The organism is Pseudoxanthomonas koreensis (genome assembly GCF_041890415.1).
Lineage (GTDB): Bacteria > Pseudomonadota > Gammaproteobacteria > Xanthomonadales > Xanthomonadaceae > Pseudoxanthomonas > Pseudoxanthomonas koreensis_A.
The window spans coordinates 2741507-2761273 of the sequence record NZ_CP169056.1 but is presented as its reverse complement, the minus strand read 5'-3'; the positions used below and the strand labels follow the sequence as shown (position 1 = coordinate 2761273).

The 19767-nt window shown below is 69.9% G+C and carries 12 protein-coding genes; 9 read left to right on the top strand and 3 right to left on the bottom strand.

Annotated elements, in window-relative coordinates:
• Positions 1-7: 7 nt before the first annotated feature.
• Positions 8-970 (bottom strand): hypothetical protein, encoded by a 963-nt coding sequence (locus ACEJ41_RS12535; RefSeq protein WP_374012592.1) that lies wholly within the window; start codon positions 968-970, stop codon positions 8-10.
• Positions 971-1215: 245 nt separating this feature from the next.
• Positions 1216-1950, bottom strand: a complete 735-nt coding sequence (gene pyrF, locus ACEJ41_RS12530; protein WP_374012591.1) for an orotidine-5'-phosphate decarboxylase — start codon at positions 1948-1950, stop codon at positions 1216-1218.
• Between the two features lie 543 nt (positions 1951-2493).
• On the opposite strand from pyrF, the gene xylB reads away from it, so the two are divergent.
• The 3 genes from xylB (at position 2494) to ACEJ41_RS12515 (ending at position 6896) form a co-directional block, all read left to right on the top strand.
• A complete protein-coding gene (xylB, locus tag ACEJ41_RS12525; protein WP_374012590.1) occupies positions 2494-3987 on the top strand; it encodes a xylulokinase in 1494 nt (497 codons plus the stop codon).
• 44 nt (positions 3988-4031) lie between these two features.
• Complete coding sequence (xylA, locus tag ACEJ41_RS12520) at positions 4032-5366, top strand: xylose isomerase (protein ID WP_374012589.1); 1335 nt, start codon at positions 4032-4034, stop codon at positions 5364-5366.
• 93 nt (positions 5367-5459) lie between these two features.
• Positions 5460-6896, top strand: coding sequence for a sugar porter family MFS transporter (locus tag ACEJ41_RS12515; RefSeq protein WP_374012588.1), 1437 nt, complete (start codon positions 5460-5462; stop codon positions 6894-6896).
• Between the two features lie 31 nt (positions 6897-6927).
• Here the strand turns inward: ACEJ41_RS12515 and ACEJ41_RS12510 are convergent, their stop codons facing one another.
• Positions 6928-7983: a LacI family DNA-binding transcriptional regulator gene (locus tag ACEJ41_RS12510; protein WP_374012587.1), complete on the bottom strand. Its 1056-nt coding sequence runs from the start codon at positions 7981-7983 to the stop codon at positions 6928-6930.
• Positions 7984-8103: 120 nt separating this feature from the next.
• Here ACEJ41_RS12510 and ACEJ41_RS12505 point away from each other — a divergent pair, with 120 nt between their 5' ends.
• From ACEJ41_RS12505 to ACEJ41_RS12480, 6 genes are all read left to right on the top strand, one after another.
• Positions 8104-10332: an alpha-glucuronidase family glycosyl hydrolase gene (locus ACEJ41_RS12505; protein ID WP_374012586.1), complete on the top strand. Its 2229-nt coding sequence runs from the start codon at positions 8104-8106 to the stop codon at positions 10330-10332.
• Complete coding sequence (locus ACEJ41_RS12500; RefSeq protein ID WP_374012585.1) at positions 10329-12359, top strand: sialate O-acetylesterase; 2031 nt, start codon at positions 10329-10331, stop codon at positions 12357-12359. The genes ACEJ41_RS12505 and ACEJ41_RS12500 overlap by 4 nt, the downstream gene beginning before the upstream one ends.
• The gene (manD, locus tag ACEJ41_RS12495) at positions 12356-13609 is read left to right on the top strand and encodes a D-mannonate dehydratase ManD (protein ID WP_374012584.1); all 1254 of its coding nucleotides are present in this window, start codon (positions 12356-12358) and stop codon (positions 13607-13609) included. Before ACEJ41_RS12500 ends, manD begins: the two co-directional genes overlap by 4 nt.
• Positions 13610-13638: 29 nt before the next feature.
• Complete coding sequence (locus tag ACEJ41_RS12490; protein ID WP_374012583.1) at positions 13639-15390, top strand: glycoside hydrolase family 43 protein; 1752 nt, start codon at positions 13639-13641, stop codon at positions 15388-15390.
• Between the two features lie 62 nt (positions 15391-15452).
• Positions 15453-18164 carry a glycoside hydrolase family 3 C-terminal domain-containing protein gene (locus tag ACEJ41_RS12485; protein ID WP_374014149.1) on the top strand — a complete coding sequence of 904 codons (2712 nt, stop codon included), beginning with the start codon at positions 15453-15455 and terminating at the stop codon, positions 18162-18164.
• A 104-nt stretch (positions 18165-18268) separates the two neighbouring features.
• Complete coding sequence (locus tag ACEJ41_RS12480) at positions 18269-19759, top strand: mannitol dehydrogenase family protein (protein WP_374012582.1); 1491 nt, start codon at positions 18269-18271, stop codon at positions 19757-19759.
• Positions 19760-19767 lie beyond the last annotated feature (8 nt).

Here is a 19767-nt window from a genome sequence, read left to right as displayed (position 1 = left end):
GGGGCGATTATCGCGCAGGTGCCGGTGGATCCTGTTCCGGGGCCGGTGGCGGCTCCGGCAGCCCCGGCAACTCGGCGATGGCCTGCGCGGCGGCAGCGGCCAGCAGGGCATCGGCCTGGGCCAGGTAATCGCTGAGGTACCAGTGGCCGCCACGCCGGGTCAGGCTGACCACGGTGTCGATCTCGGTGCTGCCCAATGCGTACTGGATGCGCACGCTGGCCTGGTCGCCATCCTCCTGCACCAGGCCGGTGCGCAGTTCGGCCAGGCTGGCATCCAGGTCCAGCCCGTACCCGGCGATCACCGCTTTTGTCGCGGCCAGGAATGGCCCCAGCCTGCGCAGGCTTTCTTCCATGCCGGCCTCGCGCAGGCTGTCCTCGGCGTCCAGGCCGGTGGCGCGTGCGGCAGCCGTCAGCTGGCCGATCGCCGCATGGGCGCGCTTGCGGTCACCCAGTGGCGCCCGCACGGCCCAGGCCCCGAGCGCGGCAACGACCTGGGTGTAGTGGCCGCGTTCCTCGGCGCTGTAGTGCCCCTGTTGTTCCAGGTACTGGGCGCCGAACAGGGCCAGGGAGCGGGCGGCATCGCGCAGGGCCACCCCCTGGCCGGCGAACTGGCGGTCGTACGCTTGCCCGAGTGCCTGCTCGGCGCCGGGCCTGGCCAGCGCCGCCAGGGCTGGCTGCAACTGGCTGTCCAGCGGCAACTCCGACAGCGGCCAGCGGCTGCGGTCGTCGCGCCAGGCCTGGGCCAGGCCGGCATGCATATCGGGCGGCAGGGCGTCGCGGGCGAAGGCGGCCAGGTCGTTGTTGCCCAGGTGGGTGACCAGCTGGCGGACCGCGCCGGCCGGCTCGCTGGCAGCGCCGGGCAGTTCCGGCGCGGCAGGTTTGCCGCAACCGCCCAGCATGGCCAGCAGCAGCAGGCCCGCGCCCAGCCTCGATCGGCCTTGCGCGGGCGCGTGGAAGCGCGGTGGATGCATGCAGCCGTTCCCCGGGTCGGGTTCCCGGCCCGAGTGTGGCCGCTGGTGCCGGGCCGGGCAACCCGCGCCGGGGGCGGGCACGACAGGGCCCGTCCGGACCCCAGGCACAAAAAGGGGAGGCGCCTGGCCTCCCCGAAAACCAGCCGAAGCTGGAGGACATCGTGTTGTGGCATGGCTCCGGCCGGGCCGGACGGGGTCATGCTAACGCCGGGCAGAACTTTAGGCAACACATGAGGTTGCAGCCATCAAGCCTTTGATTTTTCAGACATAGCCAGTGCAATTTCGGCCTGGATCGCCGCCGCCGCCGCCGCCGGGTCGGGGGCATTGCGGATCGGCCGGCCAATCACCAGGGCGTCGGCGCCATCGGCCAGCGCGCGGGCCACGCCGACGCTGCGTTTCTGGTCGTCGCCGACCGGGCCTGCGGGACGGATGCCCGGGCACACGATGGAGAAGCCGGCACCGGTGGCCCGCCGGATCGGGCCGGCCTCCAGCCCGGATGCGATCACGCCGTCCACGCCGGCCGCCTGGGCGGCCAGCGCACGTTCGACCACGATCCGCTCCGGGTCGGCGTCGATGCCCATCGAGCGCAGGTCGCTGCCGTCCATCGAGGTGAGCACGGTGACCGCAAGCAGGCGCATGTCGCCGCCATTGGCCGCGGCGGCGGCCTGCATCATCGCCGGGTGCCAGCCGTGGATGGTGCAGTAGCTCACCGGCCAGCGCCCCAGCCCGGCGACCACGCCGGCCACGGTGGCGGGGATATCGAAGAACTTCAGGTCCACGAACACCTTCTTGCCGCGTGCGGCCAGCGCGTCCAGCACCTGGAAGTATTCGCCCGAGGCCAGCAGTTCCATGCCGATCTTGTAGAACTGCACGGTCTGGCCCAGGCGGTCGATCCAGGCCAGCGCCTGCGCCCGGTCGGGCACGTCCAGGGCAAAGATCAGCCGCTCGGTGTCGGTCAGTTGCAGCGGCGGCCGGCTCACGGCGTCGACTCCCGTACGCCGCACGCAATCACCCGGACGCGCGCTGCGCTTGCACGCCGGCTCGGGGCGGCAGCACGGGCCGGCAGGGGGGCACGGGAGGCGGTAAGACGCATGCGTGGACCGGAATGATGGAGGTGCGCCAGTGTAGCGGCTCGCACGGGCGCGACTTCCCGCATCCGTGCGCCGCCGAGCGGCCTGCCTTGCGCGGTGCATTCGCGACGCGGGCTGCGGATGGGTAAGCTTCGGGGTCCGGATCGGTCCGGCAGGCCGGCCGCGCGCGCCCGGGGTCCGGGGCTGGCAGGCATGGCGCTACGCAACATGCATCCGGGGGACTTACGTGCTAGAAAAGCCGTATGGTACCGCTAACTTTTCCCGGCCCGGGAGTGAACCCTGGTCGGAAGTCGTTGTGGCTGAAGGGTTTGTTGCGGCGCAGCAAGCCGGCGGGCCGAAAACTTGTCCACAAGCATTTCGCGCAAGGGGAATCCATATGACCGTGTCTGCCAACCGTTCCTTCGCCGCATGCGGCCGTGAGGAGTGCGGCGCATGAGCCTGTACGCCGGCCTGGACGTGGGCACCCAGAGCGTCAAGCTGGTCGCCTACGACCCCGATACCCGCCAGGTGGTGGCCACGACCGGCCATCCGCTGGATCTTGCCGCCGGCGACGACGGCAGCCGCGAGCAGCGCGCCGAATGGTGGATCGAGGCCATCCGCGCCAGCTTTGCCGCGCTGGACCCGGGCGTGCGGGCGAGGATCCGCGCCATCGGCGTGTCCGGCCAGCAGCACGGCTTCGTGCCGCTGGACCGCGCCGGCAACGTGCTGGCGCCGGCCAAGCTGTGGTGCGACACCAGCACCTCGGCCGAGTGCGGACAGATCATGGATGCGGTCGGCGGCGCGCAGCGCAGCATCGAGGTGGCCGGCAACCCGATCCTGGTGGGCTACACCGCCTCCAAGCTGCCCTGGACCCGGCGCCATCGCTCGCAGGTGTATGCGCAACTGGCCACCATCCTGCTGCCGCACGATTACGTGAACTTCTGGCTCACCGGCGAGAAGTGGATGGAACACGGCGACGCCTCCGGCACCGGCTGGCTGGACGTGCGCAACCGTCGCTGGTCCGACCAGATGATCGCCGCCACCGACAAGGACCGCGACCTGCGTCCGTGCCTGCCGCCACTGGTGGACGCCGACACCATGTTCGCGATCGCCCCGGCCATCGCCGCCGAGCTGGGCCTGTCCAGCGAGGTGCGCGTCTCGGCAGGTGGTGGCGACAACATGATGGCGGCCATCGGCACCGGCAACGTCTCGCCGGGCGTGCTGAGCATGAGCCTGGGCACCTCCGGCACCCTGTTCGCGTATTCGGACCGGCCCATGGTCGACGCGCAGGGCCGCTGGGCCGCGTTCTGCGATTCCACCGGCGGCTGGCTGCCGCTGATCTGCACCATGAACTGCACCGTGGCCACCGAAGCCGTCGCCAAGCTGTGCAGCTTCTCGACCAAGGAGGGCGACGCCCTGCTGGCCGGGACCCGGCCCGGCGCCGGCGGCCTGCTGATGCTGCCGTTCCTAAATGGCGAGCGCACCCCGGACCTGCCCAACGGCAAGGGCAGCCTGTTCGGCATGACCGCCACCAACCTCACCCCGGCCAACCTGTACCGGGCGGCGATGGAAGGCGCGGTATACAGCCTGAAGAACGGCTACGACGCCTTCGTCGACGCGGGCATGCGTTTCGAGGCCATCCGCCTGACCGGCGGCGGCAGCCACAGCGCGGTGTGGCGGCAGATGGTGGCCGATGTGTTCGGGCTGCCGGTCGACGTGCCCGAACAGGCCGAGGGCGCCGCCTTCGGTGCCGCCCTGCAGGCACTGTGGGCCGACCAGCGTGCCAACGACCCGGGCACCGACCTGGCCGCCCTGGCCGCCGCGCACGTGCGCCTGGACCCGCGCCTGTCCGCACACCCCAACGCCGAGGCGACTGCCGCCTACGCGGCGCAGTACCAGCGTTTCCTTTCCCACCTCGACGCGATCCGGCCGTTGTACGCTGCCTGACCGCATCGCCTCCCGACTCACCACTTCACTGACGGAATCCGCACATGAGCACCAAGGCATTCATCGGCGCCAAGGAGTATTTCCCGGGCATCGGCTCGATCCCCTTCGAGGGCATCGGTTCTGACAACCAGCTGGCGTTCAAGCACTACGACGCCAACAAGGTCATCGGCGGCAAGACCATGCGCGAGCACCTGCGCTTCGCGGTCTGCTACTGGCACACCTTCTGCAACGCCGGCGCCGACCCGTTCGGCCCGGGCACGCGCCGCTTCCCGTGGGAAAAGGACAGCGCGATGGCCAGCGCCGAAGCCAAGGTCGACGCCGCGTTCGAGTTCTTCACCAAGCTCGACGTGCCGTACTACTGCTTCCATGACGTGGACATGGCTCCGGACGCCGAGGACATCGGCCAGTACGAGAAGAACCTCAAGCACCTGGTCGGCCTGGCCAAGGAGCGCCAGCAGGCGACCGGCGTCAAGCTGCTGTGGGGCACCGCCAACCTGTTCTCGCACCCGCGCTACATGAACGGCGCCGGCACCAACCCCGACTTCAACGTCGTTGCCCGCGCCGCGGTGCAGGTCAAGGCCGTGCTCGACGCGGTGGTCGAACTGGGCGGCGAGCACTACGTGTTCTGGGGCGGCCGCGAAGGCTACGCCACCCTGCACAACACCGACATGAAGCGCGAGCTGGCCAATTTCGCCCGCTTCCTGACCTCGGCCCGCGACTACGGCCGCAGCATCGGCTTCAAGGGCCAGTTCTTCATCGAGCCCAAGCCGATGGAGCCGATGAAGCACCAGTACGACTTCGACAGCGCCACCGTGGCCGGCTTCCTCAAGGAGCATGGCCTGGAGAAGGACTTCTCGCTGAACATCGAGGCCAACCACGCCACCCTGTCCGGCCACACCTTCGAGCACGACCTGCAGGTGGCGTCCGACCACGGCCTGCTGGGCAGCATCGACGCCAACCGCGGCAACGCGCAGAACGGCTGGGACACCGACCAGTTCCCGACCGACCTGTACGACACCGTGGGCGCGATGCTGGTGGTGCTGCGCCAGGGCGGCCTGGTGGGCGGCCTGAACTTCGACGCCAAGCCGCGCCGCGAATCCACCGACATGGAGGACCTGTTCATCGCCCACATCGGCGGCATGGACGCGTTTGCCCGTGGCCTGGAAGTGGCCTACGGCCTGCTCAACGATTCGCCGTGGGAAACCTGGCGCAAGCAGCGTTACGCCAGCTTCGACAGCGGCGCCGGTGCGGATTTTGCCGCCGGCAAGCTGGGCCTGGCCGACCTGGCCGCGCTGGCACCCAAGCTGGGCGAGCCGCAGCAGATCAGCGGCAAGCAGGAGCGCTACGAGAACCTGCTCAACCAGTACCTGCTGCGCTGATACAAGACATCGCCGGGGCATGCGCCCCGGTGACCGCACCGCGCCCGCCGCCTCACCGCGGCGGGCGTGTGGATTCTCGAGGGAGGGGCCCCGATGGCGGTTCAACAGAATGTGGCTGGCGCGGCACCCGCGTCCGGCAATGAAAACACGCACTTCATCATCCTGATCAGCCTGGTCGCCACCATCGGCGGCTTCCTGTTCGGTTACGACAGCGGCGTGATCAACGGCACGGTCGACGGCATCACCGCCGCGTTCAAGTCCGACGCCGCGGTCACCGGTTTCAACGTGGCATCCATGCTGCTGGGCTGCGCGATCGGCGCGTGGTTCGCCGGCACCCTGGCCGACCGTTACGGCCGCCGCACGATGCTGCTGTGGGCAGCGGTGTTCTTCATCGTCTCGGCATGGGGATCGGGCATTGCCACCTCCTCGGCCGAATTCGTGATCTACCGCGTGCTGGGTGGTTTCGCGGTTGGCGCGGCCAGCGTGATGTCGCCGGCCTACATCGCTGAAGTGGCCCCGGCGCGCTACCGCGGCCGGCTGGCCACGGTGCAGCAGATCGCGATCATCTCCGGCCTGTTCTTCTCGTTCCTGAGCAACTGGTGGCTGGCCGGCCATGCCGGTGCCTCCACCGCGGTGCTGTGGCTGGATTACGCAGCATGGCGCTGGATGTTCTGGGCCGAGCTGGCGCCGGCGTTCCTGTTCCTGTTTGCACTGTTCTTCATTCCGGAAAGCCCGCGCTACCTGGTGGCGCGTGGGTTCCAGGAGCGCGCCGGCAAGGTGCTGGCACGCCTGTACGGCGCCGGTGAAGGCCAGCGCAAGCTGTCCGAGATCCTGGGGTCGCTGGCAACCGACCAGCACCGTCCGCGGCTGTCGGACCTGATCAGCAAGGTCACCGGCAAGGTCCGCCCGATCGTGTGGGTGGGCGTGGGCCTGGCCACGTTCCAGCAACTGGTCGGCATCAACGTGGTGTTCTACTACGGCGCGGTGCTGTGGCAGGCGGTCGGCTTCTCCGAGGGCGACGCACTGCTGATCAACGTGCTGTCCGGCGCGCTGAGCATCGGCGCCTGCCTGGTCACCATCGTCCTGGTCGACCGGGTCGGGCGCAAGCCGCTGCTGTGGGTGGGCTCGGCCGGCATGGCGATCAGCCTTGCGGTGGTGGCCGCGGCCTTTGCCACCGGCACCCTGGATGACGCCGGCAAGCTGCAGCTGCCCGGGCAAATGGGCCTGGTGGCGCTGGTGGCGGCCAACATCTACGTGGTGTTCTTCAACGCCTCGTGGGGTCCGATCATGTGGGTGATGCTGGGCGAGATGTTCCCCAACCAGATCCGCGGTTCGGGCCTGGCGGTGGCGGGCCTGGCGCAATGGGTGGCGAACTTCATCATCACCTGGACCTTCCCGATGCTGCTGGCCGGGATCGGCCTGGCGGCCGCCTACGGCCTGTACGCGACGGCGGCGTTCCTGTCGGTGTTCTTCGTGCTGCGCTTCGTCCGCGAGACGAAGGGCCGCGAGCTGGAACAGATGGAGGGCTGACGTGGCCCTGGCGCGCGGCGCGCTCCCCGGCTCAGCCCGGCGGGCGCGCGGGCGGTGCAACCGAATCGCGCATCACGAGCTGGTGGTCGACCACGTGGTCGACCACCTCGTGCTGTTCGGTGTGGATGCTGCGCAGCAGGATGTCCATGGCCGTGTTGGACATGCTGGCGATCGGCTGGCGGATGGTGGTCAGCTCGGGCCACACGGTCGTGGCGGCCGAGGTGTCATCGCAGCCGACCACCGACAGGTCGCGCGGCACTTCCAGCCCGTTGCGGTGCGCCACCGAGACCACGGCCGCGGCCATGTCGTCGTTGCTGGCGAAGATGGCCGTCGGGCGTTTCCTGCGCGCGAGCAGCTTTTCGGCGGCGGCCAGGCCGGACAGGTAGGTGAAGTGGCCCTGCTGCACGAGGCTGTCGTCCAGTGCGATGCCGGCTTCCACCAGGGCTGCGCGGAAGCCGTCGTAGCGGCGCGCGCTGGCGGTCTGGTTGGGGGGGCCCTTGATGAAGCCGATCCGGGTATGGCCGCGCGCGATCAGGTGCGCGGTCATTTCCTTGCTTGCGCGGAAGTCGTCGATGCGCACGTGGGACACGTCCGGTGCCACGTGGGCCGAGGCCAGCGCCACCACCGGCACCCCCGCCTTGACCAGCTCCGAGATCACCCCGCGCGATTCGCTCAGCGGCGGCGGCAGCAGCACGCCGGCCACGCTGCGCGCCAGCACGCGGGCGGCACTGCGCTCGGCCTCGGCGCTGTAACCATCCCAGCTGTGCACCACCAGCTGCGCGGCGGTGCGGGCGGCTGCACGCAGCGCGCCCACCAGCAGTTCACTGAGGTAGGCGCCGGACGGGTTGGTGTAGATCAGCGCGATCCGGGTGCCCTGGGCCGCGGCCAGCGAGCGGGCGGCCAGGTTGGGCGTGTAGTCGAGCGCCTCTACCGCACGCATGACCTGTTGGCGGGTACTCTCGCGCACGTTGGTGTTGCCGTTGATCACGCGCGAGACCGTCATCGGCGAGACCCCGGCCACTGCCGCGACCTCGTGGATCGTGACCGCACGACTCTTCCGCCGCGCCGACTTCGTGGTGGTCCCCAAGATTGGTTACTCCGATTGGCCAGACGCGGTCGCATGACCGTGATGAATGGACTCCGGCCTTACCAGCCGCGCGTGATCCCCCCGGAAGGCGGCACCGGGCAAGGCATACCCTAGGCAATCATGATATCGATAACATCCAGGTGCGGCGAACGCACCCCCCCTCGCGCCCGGCGCCCGATTCCAGTGTGCCTGGCCCTGCTGGCGCTGCTGCTGGGCCTGCTGCTGGCCCTGCCTGGTGCGGCCCAGGCGCGCGCGCTCCCGGATGAGGACGGTTACGCGCTGTGGCTGCGCTATCTCCCGGTGCAACAGGTGGCCCCGCTGCGTGCGGTGAGCGCTGCGGTGGCCGCGCCTGCCGCCACGCCCACCCAGGTGGTGGCCCGTGACGAACTGCGGCGTGGCCTGGAAGGATTGTCGGGCAGGCGCCCGGCCGCAGTCGATGGCGTGCCCCGCGATGGCGTGGTGGTGCTGGGCACGCCGGCGTCCTCGCCGCTGGTGGCCGCGCTGGACCTGGACCTGGCCGGCATCGGCGAAGAAGGCTACCTGGTGCGCAGCGTGCGCATCGGCGGCCGTGCCGCGACCGTGATCGCCGCCAATTCCGACATCGGCGTGCTGTACGGGGTGTTCCACTTCCTGCGCCTGGCCCAGACCGGGCAGCCACTGGCGGCGCTGGATGTCACCCAGGCACCGAAGGTGAAGGTGCGCGTGCTCAACCACTGGGACAACCTGGACCGGTACGTCGAGCGCGGCTATGCGGGTGAGTCGATCTGGGACTGGCACCGGCTGCCGGACTGGCTGGACCCGCGCTACACCGACTATGCGCGCGCCAATGCCTCCATCGGCATCAATGGCACGGTGCTCAACAACGTCAATACAAGCGCACTGGCATTGACACCGATGTACCTGGACAAGACCGCGGCGCTGGCCTCGGTGTTCCGGCCGTATGGCATCAAGGTGTACCTGAGCGCGCGCTTCAGTGCGCCGATCGAGATCGGCGGCCTGCCCACCGCCGATCCGCTGGACCCGGCCGTGCGCCGCTGGTGGAAGGACAAGGTCGACGAGATCTACCGCACCATCCCCGATTTCGGCGGGTTCCTGATCAAGGCCAATTCGGAAGGGCAGCCGGGCCCCCAGGACTACGGCCGCAGCCACGCCGATGGCGCCAACATGATGGCCCAGGCGTTTGCCCCGCATGGCGGCATCGTGATGTGGCGCGCCTTCGTGTACTCGCACGAGGAGCCGGACGACCGGCACAAGCAGGCGTACACCGAGTTCGTGCCGCATGACGGGGCGTTCGAGCCCAACGTGCTGGTGCAGGTCAAGAACGGCGCGATCGACTTCCAGCCGCGCGAGCCGTTCCACCCGCTGTTCGGCGCCATGCCCGGGACCCCGTTGATGATGGAGTTCCAGATCACCAAGGAGTACCTGGGCTTCGCCACCCACCTGGCGTACCTGGCGCCGATGTACGAGGAAGTGCTGCGTGCCGACACCCACGCCCGCGGCCCGGGCTCGACCGTGGCCAAGGTGGTCGACGGGTCGCTCGACGGGCATGCGCTCACCGGCATGGCCGGCGTGGCCAACATCGGCGTGGACCGCAACTGGAGCGGCTCGCACTTCGACCAGGCCAACTGGTACGCCTACGGCCGCATGGCGTGGGATCCGTATGCAGGCTCGGCCGACATCGCCCGCGACTGGGTACGCATGACCTTCTCCACCGACCCGGCAGTGGTCGAGCCGGTGGTCGGGATGATGATGGGCTCGCGCGAGGCGGTGGTGGACTACATGACCCCGCTGGGCCTGCATCACCTGATGGGCCGCGGCCATCATTACGGGCCCGGCCCGTGGGTGGAGGGCGGCCCGCGCGCGGACTGGACCTCGGTGTACTACCACCGCGCCGACGCGCGCGGCATCGGCTTCGACCGCAGCGCCGGCGGCAGCAATGCCGTGGCGCAGTACGCGCCGCCGGTGGCTGCGCAGTTCGGCAACCTGGAGACCGTGCCGGAAGAGTTCCTGCTGTGGTTCCACCACGTGCCCTGGGACCACCGCATGGCCTCGGGCAATACGCTGTGGGACGAGCTGGTGCTGCGCTACGGCCGCGGCGTGGACGAGGTGCGCGGCATGCGCGCCACCTGGGCCGGGCTGGAAGGCAGGATCGATCCCGCCCGCCACCACCAGGTTGCGGTGTTCCTGGGCATCCAGGAGAAGGAAGCGCAGTGGTGGCGCGACGCCAGCATCGCCTACTTCCAGACGTTCGCAAAGCGGCCGTTGCCGGCCGGCCAGGCTGCGCCGCCGCACAGCCTGGAGTATTACAAGTCGCTGCAGTTCCCGTTCGCACCAGGGGATGGAAAATGACCCACGCATCGCACCCGGCCGTCGGCCGCTTCACCCGCTGCCTGGCGGCGGCCGTGCTGGTCGCCGCGCCTTGGCTTCCGGCATTGGCGCAGCAGGCACCGGCGCCGCTGCTGCACACCATGTTCCAGGACCATGCCGTCCTCCAGCGCGACCAGCCGTTGCGCGTGTGGGGCCTGGCGCCGCCGGGCGAGACGGTGCGGATCGAACTGGCCGGTCGCAGCGCCAGCGCCCGTGCCGGGGCCGATGGTCGCTGGCAGGCGGCGCTGCCTGCGTTGGAGGCCGGTGGCCCGCACACCCTGGTTGCCAGCGCCGGCAAGGCGCAGCAGACCGTGTCGGACCTTCTGGTCGGCGACGTGTGGCTGTGCTCGGGCCAGTCGAACATGGAGCTGCAGGTGTGGCGTTCGCTGGACGCGCGTGCCGAGATTGCCAGTGCCGGCAACGACCGCATCCGCCTGCTCACCGTGCCGCAGGTGTCGGAAGTCAGCGCGCAGGCGACGTTCTCGCGTCCGGTGCAGTGGCGGCCGGTCGATTCGGAATCGGTGCGCGACTTCTCGGCGGCCTGTTATTTCTACGCGCGCGAACTGCAGAAGACCGTGGACGTACCCATGGGCCTGGTCAACGCGGCATGGGGCGGCTCGCGGATCGAGCCGTGGATCGGAGCGCCGACGCTGCGCACCCTGGGCCGCCTGGACGGCGAACTGGACGTGCTGGAGCGCTTCGCGGTCGATCCGGCCGCTGCGGTCGCGCAGTGGGGCCGGCTGTGGCAGGACTGGTGGAGTGGACGCCCGGGGGTGAGCGCCGGTGACGCACCGTGGGATGCCGCCACCCAGGCCGCAGGCAACTGGCGCCAGGCACCGGCGGCGCTGGGCGCGTGGGAGCGCTGGGGCGTGCCCGAGCTTGCCGAGTTCAACGGCATGGTCTGGTACCGCACAACGGTTGAGCTGACCGCCGCCCAGGCCGCGCAGGATGCGGTGCTGGCGCTGGGCCCGGCCGACGAGATCGACATGACCTGGGTGAACGGCCAAGGCGTGGGCAGCACCTATGGCGCAGGCAGCGGCCGCGAGTACACGTTGCCCGCCGGGTTGCTGCGCGAAGGGGGCAACGAAGTCGTGGTCAACGTGCTCGACACCTACCGCGATGGCGGCCTGGCCGGTCCGGCCACCCTGCACGCACTGGTGCTGGCTGACGGCACCCGCGTGCCGCTGGCGCAGGGCTGGGAATACCGGATCGTGCCGCGCGAAGCCGGCAACCCGCCGCGCGCGCCGTGGCAGAGCGCCGCGGGGCTGTCCACGCTGTACAACGGCATGATCGCGCCGCTGGGCCATTACGGATTGCGCGGCGCGCTGTGGTACCAGGGCGAGTCCAACACCGGCGAGCCGGACGAGTACGCCGATCTGCTGCGCGCGCTGCGCGACGACTGGCGCGCGCGCTTCAGCCCCGACCTGCCGCTGCTGGTGGTCCAGCTGGCCGGCTTCGGCATGCCCAACAGCGCGCCGGTGGAAAGCGGCTGGGCCGATCTGCGCGAGGTGCAGCGCGCGGTGGCCGCCGAGGATGCGCGCACCGGGCTGGTGGTGGCCATCGACATCGGCGACCGCTACGACATCCACCCGACCAACAAGCAGGAGCTGGGCCGGCGCCTGGCCCGTGTGGCGCGCCACGTGGTGTACGGCGAGGCGATCGCGCCGTCCGGCCCGGTGCCGACCGGCGCCAGCCGCAACGGCGACGCGGTGGTGGTGGCGTTCGGCGACGTCGAGGGCACCCTGGTGGCCTACGGTGCCGACGCTCCGCTGGGTTTCGAACTGTGTACCGACGCGCCTGGTTCGTGCCGGTTCGCGCGCGCCGAGCTGTGGCACAACCGCGTCACCCTGCGCACTTCGCACGCGCACGAGGCAACCCGGGTGCGCTATTGCTGGGCCGACAGCCCCGTGTGCACCTTGTTCGATCGCAACGACAGCGGCCCGGGCATGCCGGCCGGACCGTTCGAGATCCCCCTTTCCCCCATGGCCGAAGACGACCACGCCCGATGAACACCGACGCTACCCAGACTTCCCCGCAGGGCTCCCATGGCGACCGCCGCATCGTCGATGCGAAGGTCATCGTCACCTGCCCGGGGCGCAACTTCGTCACCCTGAAGATCACCACCGCCTCGGGCGTGTACGGCCTGGGCGACGCCACCCTCAACGGCCGCGAGCTGGCGGTCGCGTCCTACCTGCAGGACCACGTGGTGCCGAACCTGATCGGCCGCGACGCTGGCCGCATCGAGGACATCTGGCAGTTCCTGTATCGCGGCGCGTACTGGCGCCGTGGTCCGGTGACGATGAGTGCGATCGCCGCAGTGGACGTGGCGCTGTGGGACATCCTCGGCAAGATGGCCGGGCTGCCCGTGTACCAGTTGCTGGGTGGCCGCTCGCGCGAGGGTGCGCTGGTATACGGCCATGCCAATGGCCGCGACATCGAGGAGGCCACCGATGCGGTGGGCGGTTTCATCGAGCAGGGGTTCCTGGCGGTGCGCGCGCAGTGCGGCGTGCCGGGCGTGAAGAAGGCCTACGGCATCTCCAACGCCAAGGGCTACGAGCCGGCCGAGAGCGAACTGCCGCTGGAGACGACCTGGAACACGCCGCGCTATCTGGACGTGGTGCCCAAGCTGTTCGAGCGCCTGCGCGCCGACCACGGCAGCGAGGTGGAACTGCTGCACGACGTGCACCACCGTCTGACCCCGATCGAGGCCGCGCGCCTGGCCCGGTCGCTGGAGCCGTACCGGCTGTTCTGGCTGGAAGACGCCACCCCGGCCGAGAACCAGGCCTCGTTCGAGCTGATCCGCAAGCACTCGGTCACCGCGCTGGCGGTGGGCGAGGTGTTCAACTCGGTGTGGGACTGCAAGCACCTGATCGAGAACCAGCTGATCGACTACATCCGTGCCACCATCGTCCATGCCGGCGGCATCACCCACGTGCGCCGGCTGGCGGATTTCGCCGCCATGTACCAGGTGCGCACCGGCTTCCACGGCGCCACCGACCTGTCGCCGGTGACCATGGGCGCGGCGCTGCACTTCGACACCTGGGTGCCCAACTTCGGCATCCAGGAGTACATGTTCCACACCGACGAGACCGACGCGGTGTTCCCGCACGATTACGAACTCCGGGCAGGACGCCTGCACGTGGGCGACACGCCGGGGATCGGCGTGGACATCGACGAGAAGCTGGCGGCCAGCTTCCCTTACGCACCAAAGCAGTTGCCCATCGCGCGCCTGGAAGACGGCGCGATGTGGAACTGGTGACGCAACACAATCTGGAGAGGTATCTACCCATGATCGACCGCAACAATCGCGCCCGCCCGGGCCACACCCGCATCCTGGCCGCCGGCATCGCCGCGCTGCTGCTTGCCGCCTGCGCGGACCGCACGGCCGAGTCCCCGGCCAACGTCGACCAGTCTGCCGGCCAGGCCGCCGCAGACGGCCGCACCGTGTACTTCGACTGGTTCGAGTACACCGGCCGCGACGCCGCGTTCGAGGCGCAGGTGCCGGAAGGCAGCTTCCGCAACCCGGTGCTGTCAGGCTTCTACTCGGACCCCAGCGTGGTCGCCGCCAACGACAAGTTCTACCTGGTGTCGTCCACCTTCACCTTCTTCCCCGGCATCCCGGTGATGGAGAGCGAGGACCTGGTGCACTGGAAGCAGGTGGGCAATGCGATCCACCGGCCGGAGCAGCTGGACTTCGACGGCCTGGGCGTGTCGCGCGGCGTGTTCGCGCCGGCCATCGAGTTCCATGACGGCACCTTCTACGTGGTCAACACCTCGGTCGATGCCGGTGGCAACTTCATCGTCACCGCCAAGGACCCGGCCGGCCCGTGGTCCGATCCGATCTGGCTGCCGACCATCGGTGGCATCGATCCGTCGCTGTTCTTCGACGAGGACGGCAAGGTCTACATCCTCAACAACGACGAGCCGGAAGTGCCGGTGCGCTACGACGGCCACCGCGCCATCTGGCTGCAGGAAATCGACATCGCCAACGGCAAGCCGTTCGGTCCGCGCAAGGTGCTCATCGATGGCGGCATCAAGCCCGAAGAGAACCCGATCTGGATCGAGGGCCCGCACATCTACAAGGTCGATGGCTGGTACTACCTCAGCAACGCCGAGGGCGGCACGTCGGTCAACCACTCGCAGGTGATCCTGCGCAGCCGCGACATCTGGGGCCCGTACGAGGTCTATGCCGACAACCCGATCCTGACCCAGCGCGACCTTGACCCGAACCGGCCGCTGCCGGTCACCAACGCCGGCCACGCCGACATGGTGAAGGGTCCGGACGGCACCTGGTGGGCGACCTTCCTGGCCAGCCGCAACTACGGCGTGGACCACTACAACACCGGCCGCGAGACCTTCCTGCTGCCGGTGACCTGGAAGGATGGCTGGCCGGTGATCCTGCCCCACAACGAGTCGATCCCGTACGTGCTGCCGGGCCCGTCGTTCATGAAGAAGCCGGCCGACCAGGCACCGATGACCGGCAACTTCACCTGGCGCGACGAGTTCGACACCGTCGAGCTGGGCAAGGGCTGGATGACCCCGCGCGTGCCCAAGACCCAGTGGTATGACGGCACCTCGCGCCCGGGCTGGCTGGCGATCCAGCCGCTGGCCGAGCGCCTGGACACCAAGGTCAACCCGGCGTTCTACGGCCGCCGCCAGCAACACCTGGTGTTCGACGCCAGCAGCGCGATGGAGCTGCCGGCCGCCGGTGTGGCTGCCGGCCTGGCCGCCTTCCAGGGTGATACGCACTGGTACTTCCTGGGCGTGCGCCGCACCGGTGACAACGGCGCCGAGGTGTTCCTGGAGAAGAAGGCCGGTGGCGAGGTCGAAGTGGTGGCAAGCCAGCCGACAAGCGAGGTCGAGCTGCTGACCCTGCACATCAAGGGCAACGAGGGCAGCTACGGCTTCGGCTTCGATGCCGGCCAGGGCGTGCAGTGGCTGGTGGAGGACGCCGACGGCACGGTGCTGAGCACCGATGTGGCCGGCGGCTTCGTCGGCGCCACCCTCGGCCCGCACGCGCGCCTGGAAGACACGCCTTGAGCGGCGCCGGCCACGCCGGTCCCGTCCGGTCCCACGTAAGCGAGGAGCACGCGATGGACAACATGGTTTCCCCGCAGGCCAGGCCTGCCACCCGGGCTGGCGGCGCACTGCGCCGCCGCCTGGTCGCGCGCGGCTGCGCGCTTGCCCTGCTGGCGGCCGTGCCCGGGTTGCACGCCCAGGCCGATGACGCGCGGCCGTGGCTGGACACCACGCGCAGCTTCGAGGACCGCGCCGCCGCCCTGGTGGCGCAGATGACCCTTGAAGAAAAGGCCGCGCAGATGCAGAACGACTCCCCGGCGATCGAGCGCCTGGGGCTGCCGGCCTACGACTGGTGGAACGAAGCACTGCACGGCGTGGCCCGCGCCGGCGTGGCCACCGTGTTCCCGCAGGCCATCGGCATGGCCGCCTCGTTCGACATCCCGCTGATGGACCAGGTCGCAAACACCATCAGCGACGAGGCCCGTGCCAAGCACCACGAGTTCCTGCGCCGCGGCGAGCATGGCCGCTACCAGGGGCTGACGATGTGGTCGCCCAACATCAACATCTTCCGCGACCCGCGCTGGGGCCGTGGCCAGGAAACCTATGGCGAGGACCCGTACCTGAGCGGGCGCATGGGCGTGTCCTTCGTGCGCGGCCTGCAGGGCAACGACCCCACCTACCGCAAGCTGGACGCCACCGCCAAGCACTTCGCGGTGCACAGCGGGCCGGAGGCCGACCGCCACACCTTCGACGTGCATCCCAGCCGCCGCGACCTGTGGGAAACCTACCTGCCGGCGTTCGAGACGCTGGTCAAGGAAGGCGATGTCAACGCGGTGATGGGCGCCTACAACCGCGTCTATGGCGAATCGGCCAGCGGCAGCAAGGAGCTGCTGCAGGACATCCTGCGCCAGCAGTGGGGCTTCAAGGGCTACGTGATGTCCGATTGCTGGGCGATCGTGGACATCTGGAAGAACCACAAGATCGTGGAAACCCCGGAGGAAGCGGCCGCGCTGGCGGTGAAGAACGGCACCGAGCTCAACTGCGGCAGCACCTATGCCGAGCACCTGCCGGTGGCCGTGCGCAAGGGCCTGATCACCGAGGCCGAGCTGGACGAGTCGCTGACCCGGCTGATGACCGCGCGGATGGAACTGGGCATGTTCGATCCGCCGCAGAAGGTGCGCTGGGCGCAGATCCCGTACTCGGTCAACAACGCGCCCGAGCATGACGCGCTGTCGCGGAAGATGGCCCAGGCCTCGATGGTGCTGCTGAAGAACGATGGTGTGCTGCCGCTGTCGCGCGACATCCGCCGCATCGCCGTGGTCGGCCCCACCGCCGACGACACCATGGCCCTGCTGGGCAACTACTACGGCACCCCGTCCGATCCGGTCACCGTGTTGCGCGGCATCCGCGAGGCGCTGCCGCAGGCGCAAGTCGTCTATGCGCGTGGTGCCGACCTGGTGGAAGGCCGTGACGACCCTGCCGCCGCGCCGCTGATCGAGCCGCAGTACCTGCGTCCGGAGCCCGGCGCCACCGAGCGCGGCCTGCGCGGCGAGTACTTCCGCAACAAGGACCTGTCCGGCGAGCCGGTGCTGGTGCGGGTGGACGCGCAGATCGGCTTCCGCTGGGACCGTGGTTCGCCCACCGACAACCTGATGGCGCGTGGCGAGGCGGGTCCGGGCCAGGCCGTGCCCAACGATGGTTTCAGCATCCGCTGGACCGGGCAGCTGCTGCCGCCGGTCACCGGCCGCTACCGCATCGAGACGGCGGCCAACGACGGCTTCCGCCTCTACCTGGACGGCAAGCTGGTACTCGACCACTGGGAAGACGCCGAGCGCATGCGCGCCGACAGCGTCGCCCTGGACCTGGAAGCCGGCCGCGCGTATGCGCTGAAGCTGGAGTACTACGAGGACGAGCGCGACGCCAGCGTGCGCCTGGCCTGGGACCTGCCCGGTGCCCGGCCCACGTTCGAGGAGGCCGTGGCCGCCGCGCGTGACGCCGAAGTGGTGGTGTTCGTCGGCGGCCTGACCGGCGACGTGGAAGGCGAGGAGATGACGGTCAACTACCCGGGCTTTGCCGGGGGTGACCGCACCGACATCCGCCTGCCTGCCACCCAGCAGAAGCTGCTGGAGGCCCTGCATGCCACCGGCACGCCGGTGGTGATGGTGCTCACCGCCGGCTCGGCGCTGGGCGTGGACTGGGCCAAGGCCAACCTGCCGGCGATCCTGCTGGCGTGGTACCCGGGCCAGCGTGGCGGCAATGCCGTGGCCGACGTGCTGTTCGGCCACTACAACCCGGCCGGCCGCCTGCCGGTGACCTTCTACAAGGCCGACGAGAAGTTGCCGGCGTTCGACGACTACGACATGGCCGGCCGCACCTACCGTTACTTCACCGGCGAGCCGCTGTTCCCGTTCGGCCACGGCCTGTCCTACACCGGCTTCGCCTATTCCGGGCTGGCGCTGGACCGCAGCCGGGCCGGCGCCACCGACGCGGTGGAGGTCTCGGTCAAGGTGCGCAACAGCGGCACGCGTGCCGGCGACGAGGTGGTGCAGCTGTACCTGCATCCGCTGCAGCCGGCGCGCACGCGCGCGCTCAAGGAACTGCGCGGCTTCCAGCGCGTGCACCTGCAGCCGGGCGAAGAGCGTACCGTGCGTTTCACCGTGGTGCCGGAAAAGGACCTGCGCATCTACGACGAGGCCGCCGCTGCGTATGCCGTCGATCCGGGTCGCTACGAGGTGCAGGTGGGTGCGTCGAGCGCGGACATCCGCGCGCGCGGCACCCTCACCGTGACCGACTGATCCTCCATCCCGGCCCTGTCCTGCCGCTGACCGCGGCAGGACAGGGTCGCAGCCATCGGCAAGGACGCTCCGCCTTCCAGGCTCCCGACAACCTGCACGCTCCCATGACGTCTCCGGCCATTCCAGATCCACACCGCCTCTCCGCCGCCACCCTGGCGGCCCTGCCGCCGGAGGTGGAGGTGCCGGGCTACGACCGCGCCGCGACCCGGGTGGGCATCGTCCATTTCGGTGCCGGCTCGTTCCATCGTGCCCACCAGGCCGCCTACGTGGATGCACTGCTGGCGTCCGACCCGAACTGGGCGATCTGCGCGGTGTCGCTGCACAGCACCGGCGTGCGTGATGCGCTGCGCCCGCAGGACGGCTTGTATACCCTGGCGCTGCTCGACGCGCAGCCGCGGCTGCGGGTGATCGGCGCGATCGCCGAGGTGCTGTGCGCACGCGACCAGGGCGCCGCGGTGATGGCGCGCCTGGCCGATCCGCAGGTGCGCCTGGTCACCCTGACCATCACCGAGAAGGGCTATTGCCTGTCCGCCGACGGCGTGGATGCCGCGCACCCGGACATCGTCCGCGACCTGGCCACGCCCGACGTGCCGGTCAGCGCCATCGGCTGGCTGGCCGAAGGCCTGCGCCTGCGGCGTGCGCGCGGGGTGGCGCCATTCACCGTGCTCAGCTGCGACAACCTGGCCGACAACGGCGGCCGCCTGCGCAGCGCGGTCCTCGATTACACGCGCCGGCTCGACCCCGCCCTTGCCGACTGGATCGCGCGCGAGGTGTCGTTCCCGCGCTCGATGGTGGACAGCATCACCCCGGCCACCGACGACGCCCTGCGCGCCCGCGTGGCCACCGCCCTGGGCGTGGCCGACGCCTGGCCGGTGCAGCGCGAGCCCTATACGCAGTGGGTGGTGGAGGACGACTTCCGGCATGGCCGCCCGGCGCTGGAACAGGTGGGCGTGGTGATGAGCGGCGACATCGCCGGCTACGACCGGGCCAAGCTGCGCCTGCTCAACGCGCCGCATTCGGCGCTGGCGTACCTGGGCGCGCTGCTGGAGCTGGAGACGGTGGCCGAGGCGATGCGCCACCCGGTGCTGGCCGGCTTCGTCGAACAGCTCATGCGCCGCGACATCGTGCCCTCGCTGGTGTTGCCGGACCGGTTCGATCCGGATGCCTACGTGGATGCGATCCTGCAGCGCTTCGGCAACCCCGCCATCCGCCACCTGCTGCTGCAGATCGCATGGGATGGCTCGCAGAAGTTGCCGGTGCGGTTGCTGGACACCATTGCCGAGGCGCTGGCCGCCGGCCGCAGCATCGAGCGGCTGTGCCTGCCGCTGGCCGGCTGGATGCATTTTGTCCGCCGCCAGGCCCGGCGCGGGGTGGCCCTGGTCGATCCACTGGGCGACGAGCTGGCCGCCATCGGCCGCGCCGCCACTGGCGATGCCGCGCATGACGTGCCCGCGTTCCTGCGCTTGCCGGCGGTGTTGGCGCCGCTGGCGGCCGATGCGCGCTTCGTCGATGCCATGCAGCAGTCCTATGCCGCGCTGGGCGATGCAAGCCCGGCCGCAGTCAGCAATGCCCTTGCCGCAGCCGATCCGCGCTGACCTTCCAC

Bases quoted from the DNA above. Each gene is read 5' to 3' on its own strand.
- xylA (WP_374012589.1), top strand. From the start codon at position 4,032: ATGAGCACCAAGGCATTCATCGGCGCCAAGGAGTATTTCCCGGGCATC.
- ACEJ41_RS12505 (WP_374012586.1), top strand. From the start codon at position 8,104: ATGATATCGATAACATCCAGGTGCGGCGAACGCACCCCCCCTCGCGCC.
- xylB (WP_374012590.1), top strand. From the start codon at position 2,494: ATGAGCCTGTACGCCGGCCTGGACGTGGGCACCCAGAGCGTCAAGCTG.
- ACEJ41_RS12485 (WP_374014149.1), top strand. From the start codon at position 15,453: ATGGTTTCCCCGCAGGCCAGGCCTGCCACCCGGGCTGGCGGCGCACTG.
- ACEJ41_RS12490 (WP_374012583.1), top strand. From the start codon at position 13,639: ATGATCGACCGCAACAATCGCGCCCGCCCGGGCCACACCCGCATCCTG.
- ACEJ41_RS12480 (WP_374012582.1), top strand. From the start codon at position 18,269: ATGACGTCTCCGGCCATTCCAGATCCACACCGCCTCTCCGCCGCCACC.
- manD (WP_374012584.1), top strand. From the start codon at position 12,356: ATGAACACCGACGCTACCCAGACTTCCCCGCAGGGCTCCCATGGCGAC.
- ACEJ41_RS12515 (WP_374012588.1), top strand. From the start codon at position 5,460: ATGGCGGTTCAACAGAATGTGGCTGGCGCGGCACCCGCGTCCGGCAAT.
- ACEJ41_RS12535 (WP_374012592.1), bottom strand. From the start codon at position 970: ATGCATCCACCGCGCTTCCACGCGCCCGCGCAAGGCCGATCGAGGCTG.
- ACEJ41_RS12500 (WP_374012585.1), top strand. From the start codon at position 10,329: ATGACCCACGCATCGCACCCGGCCGTCGGCCGCTTCACCCGCTGCCTG.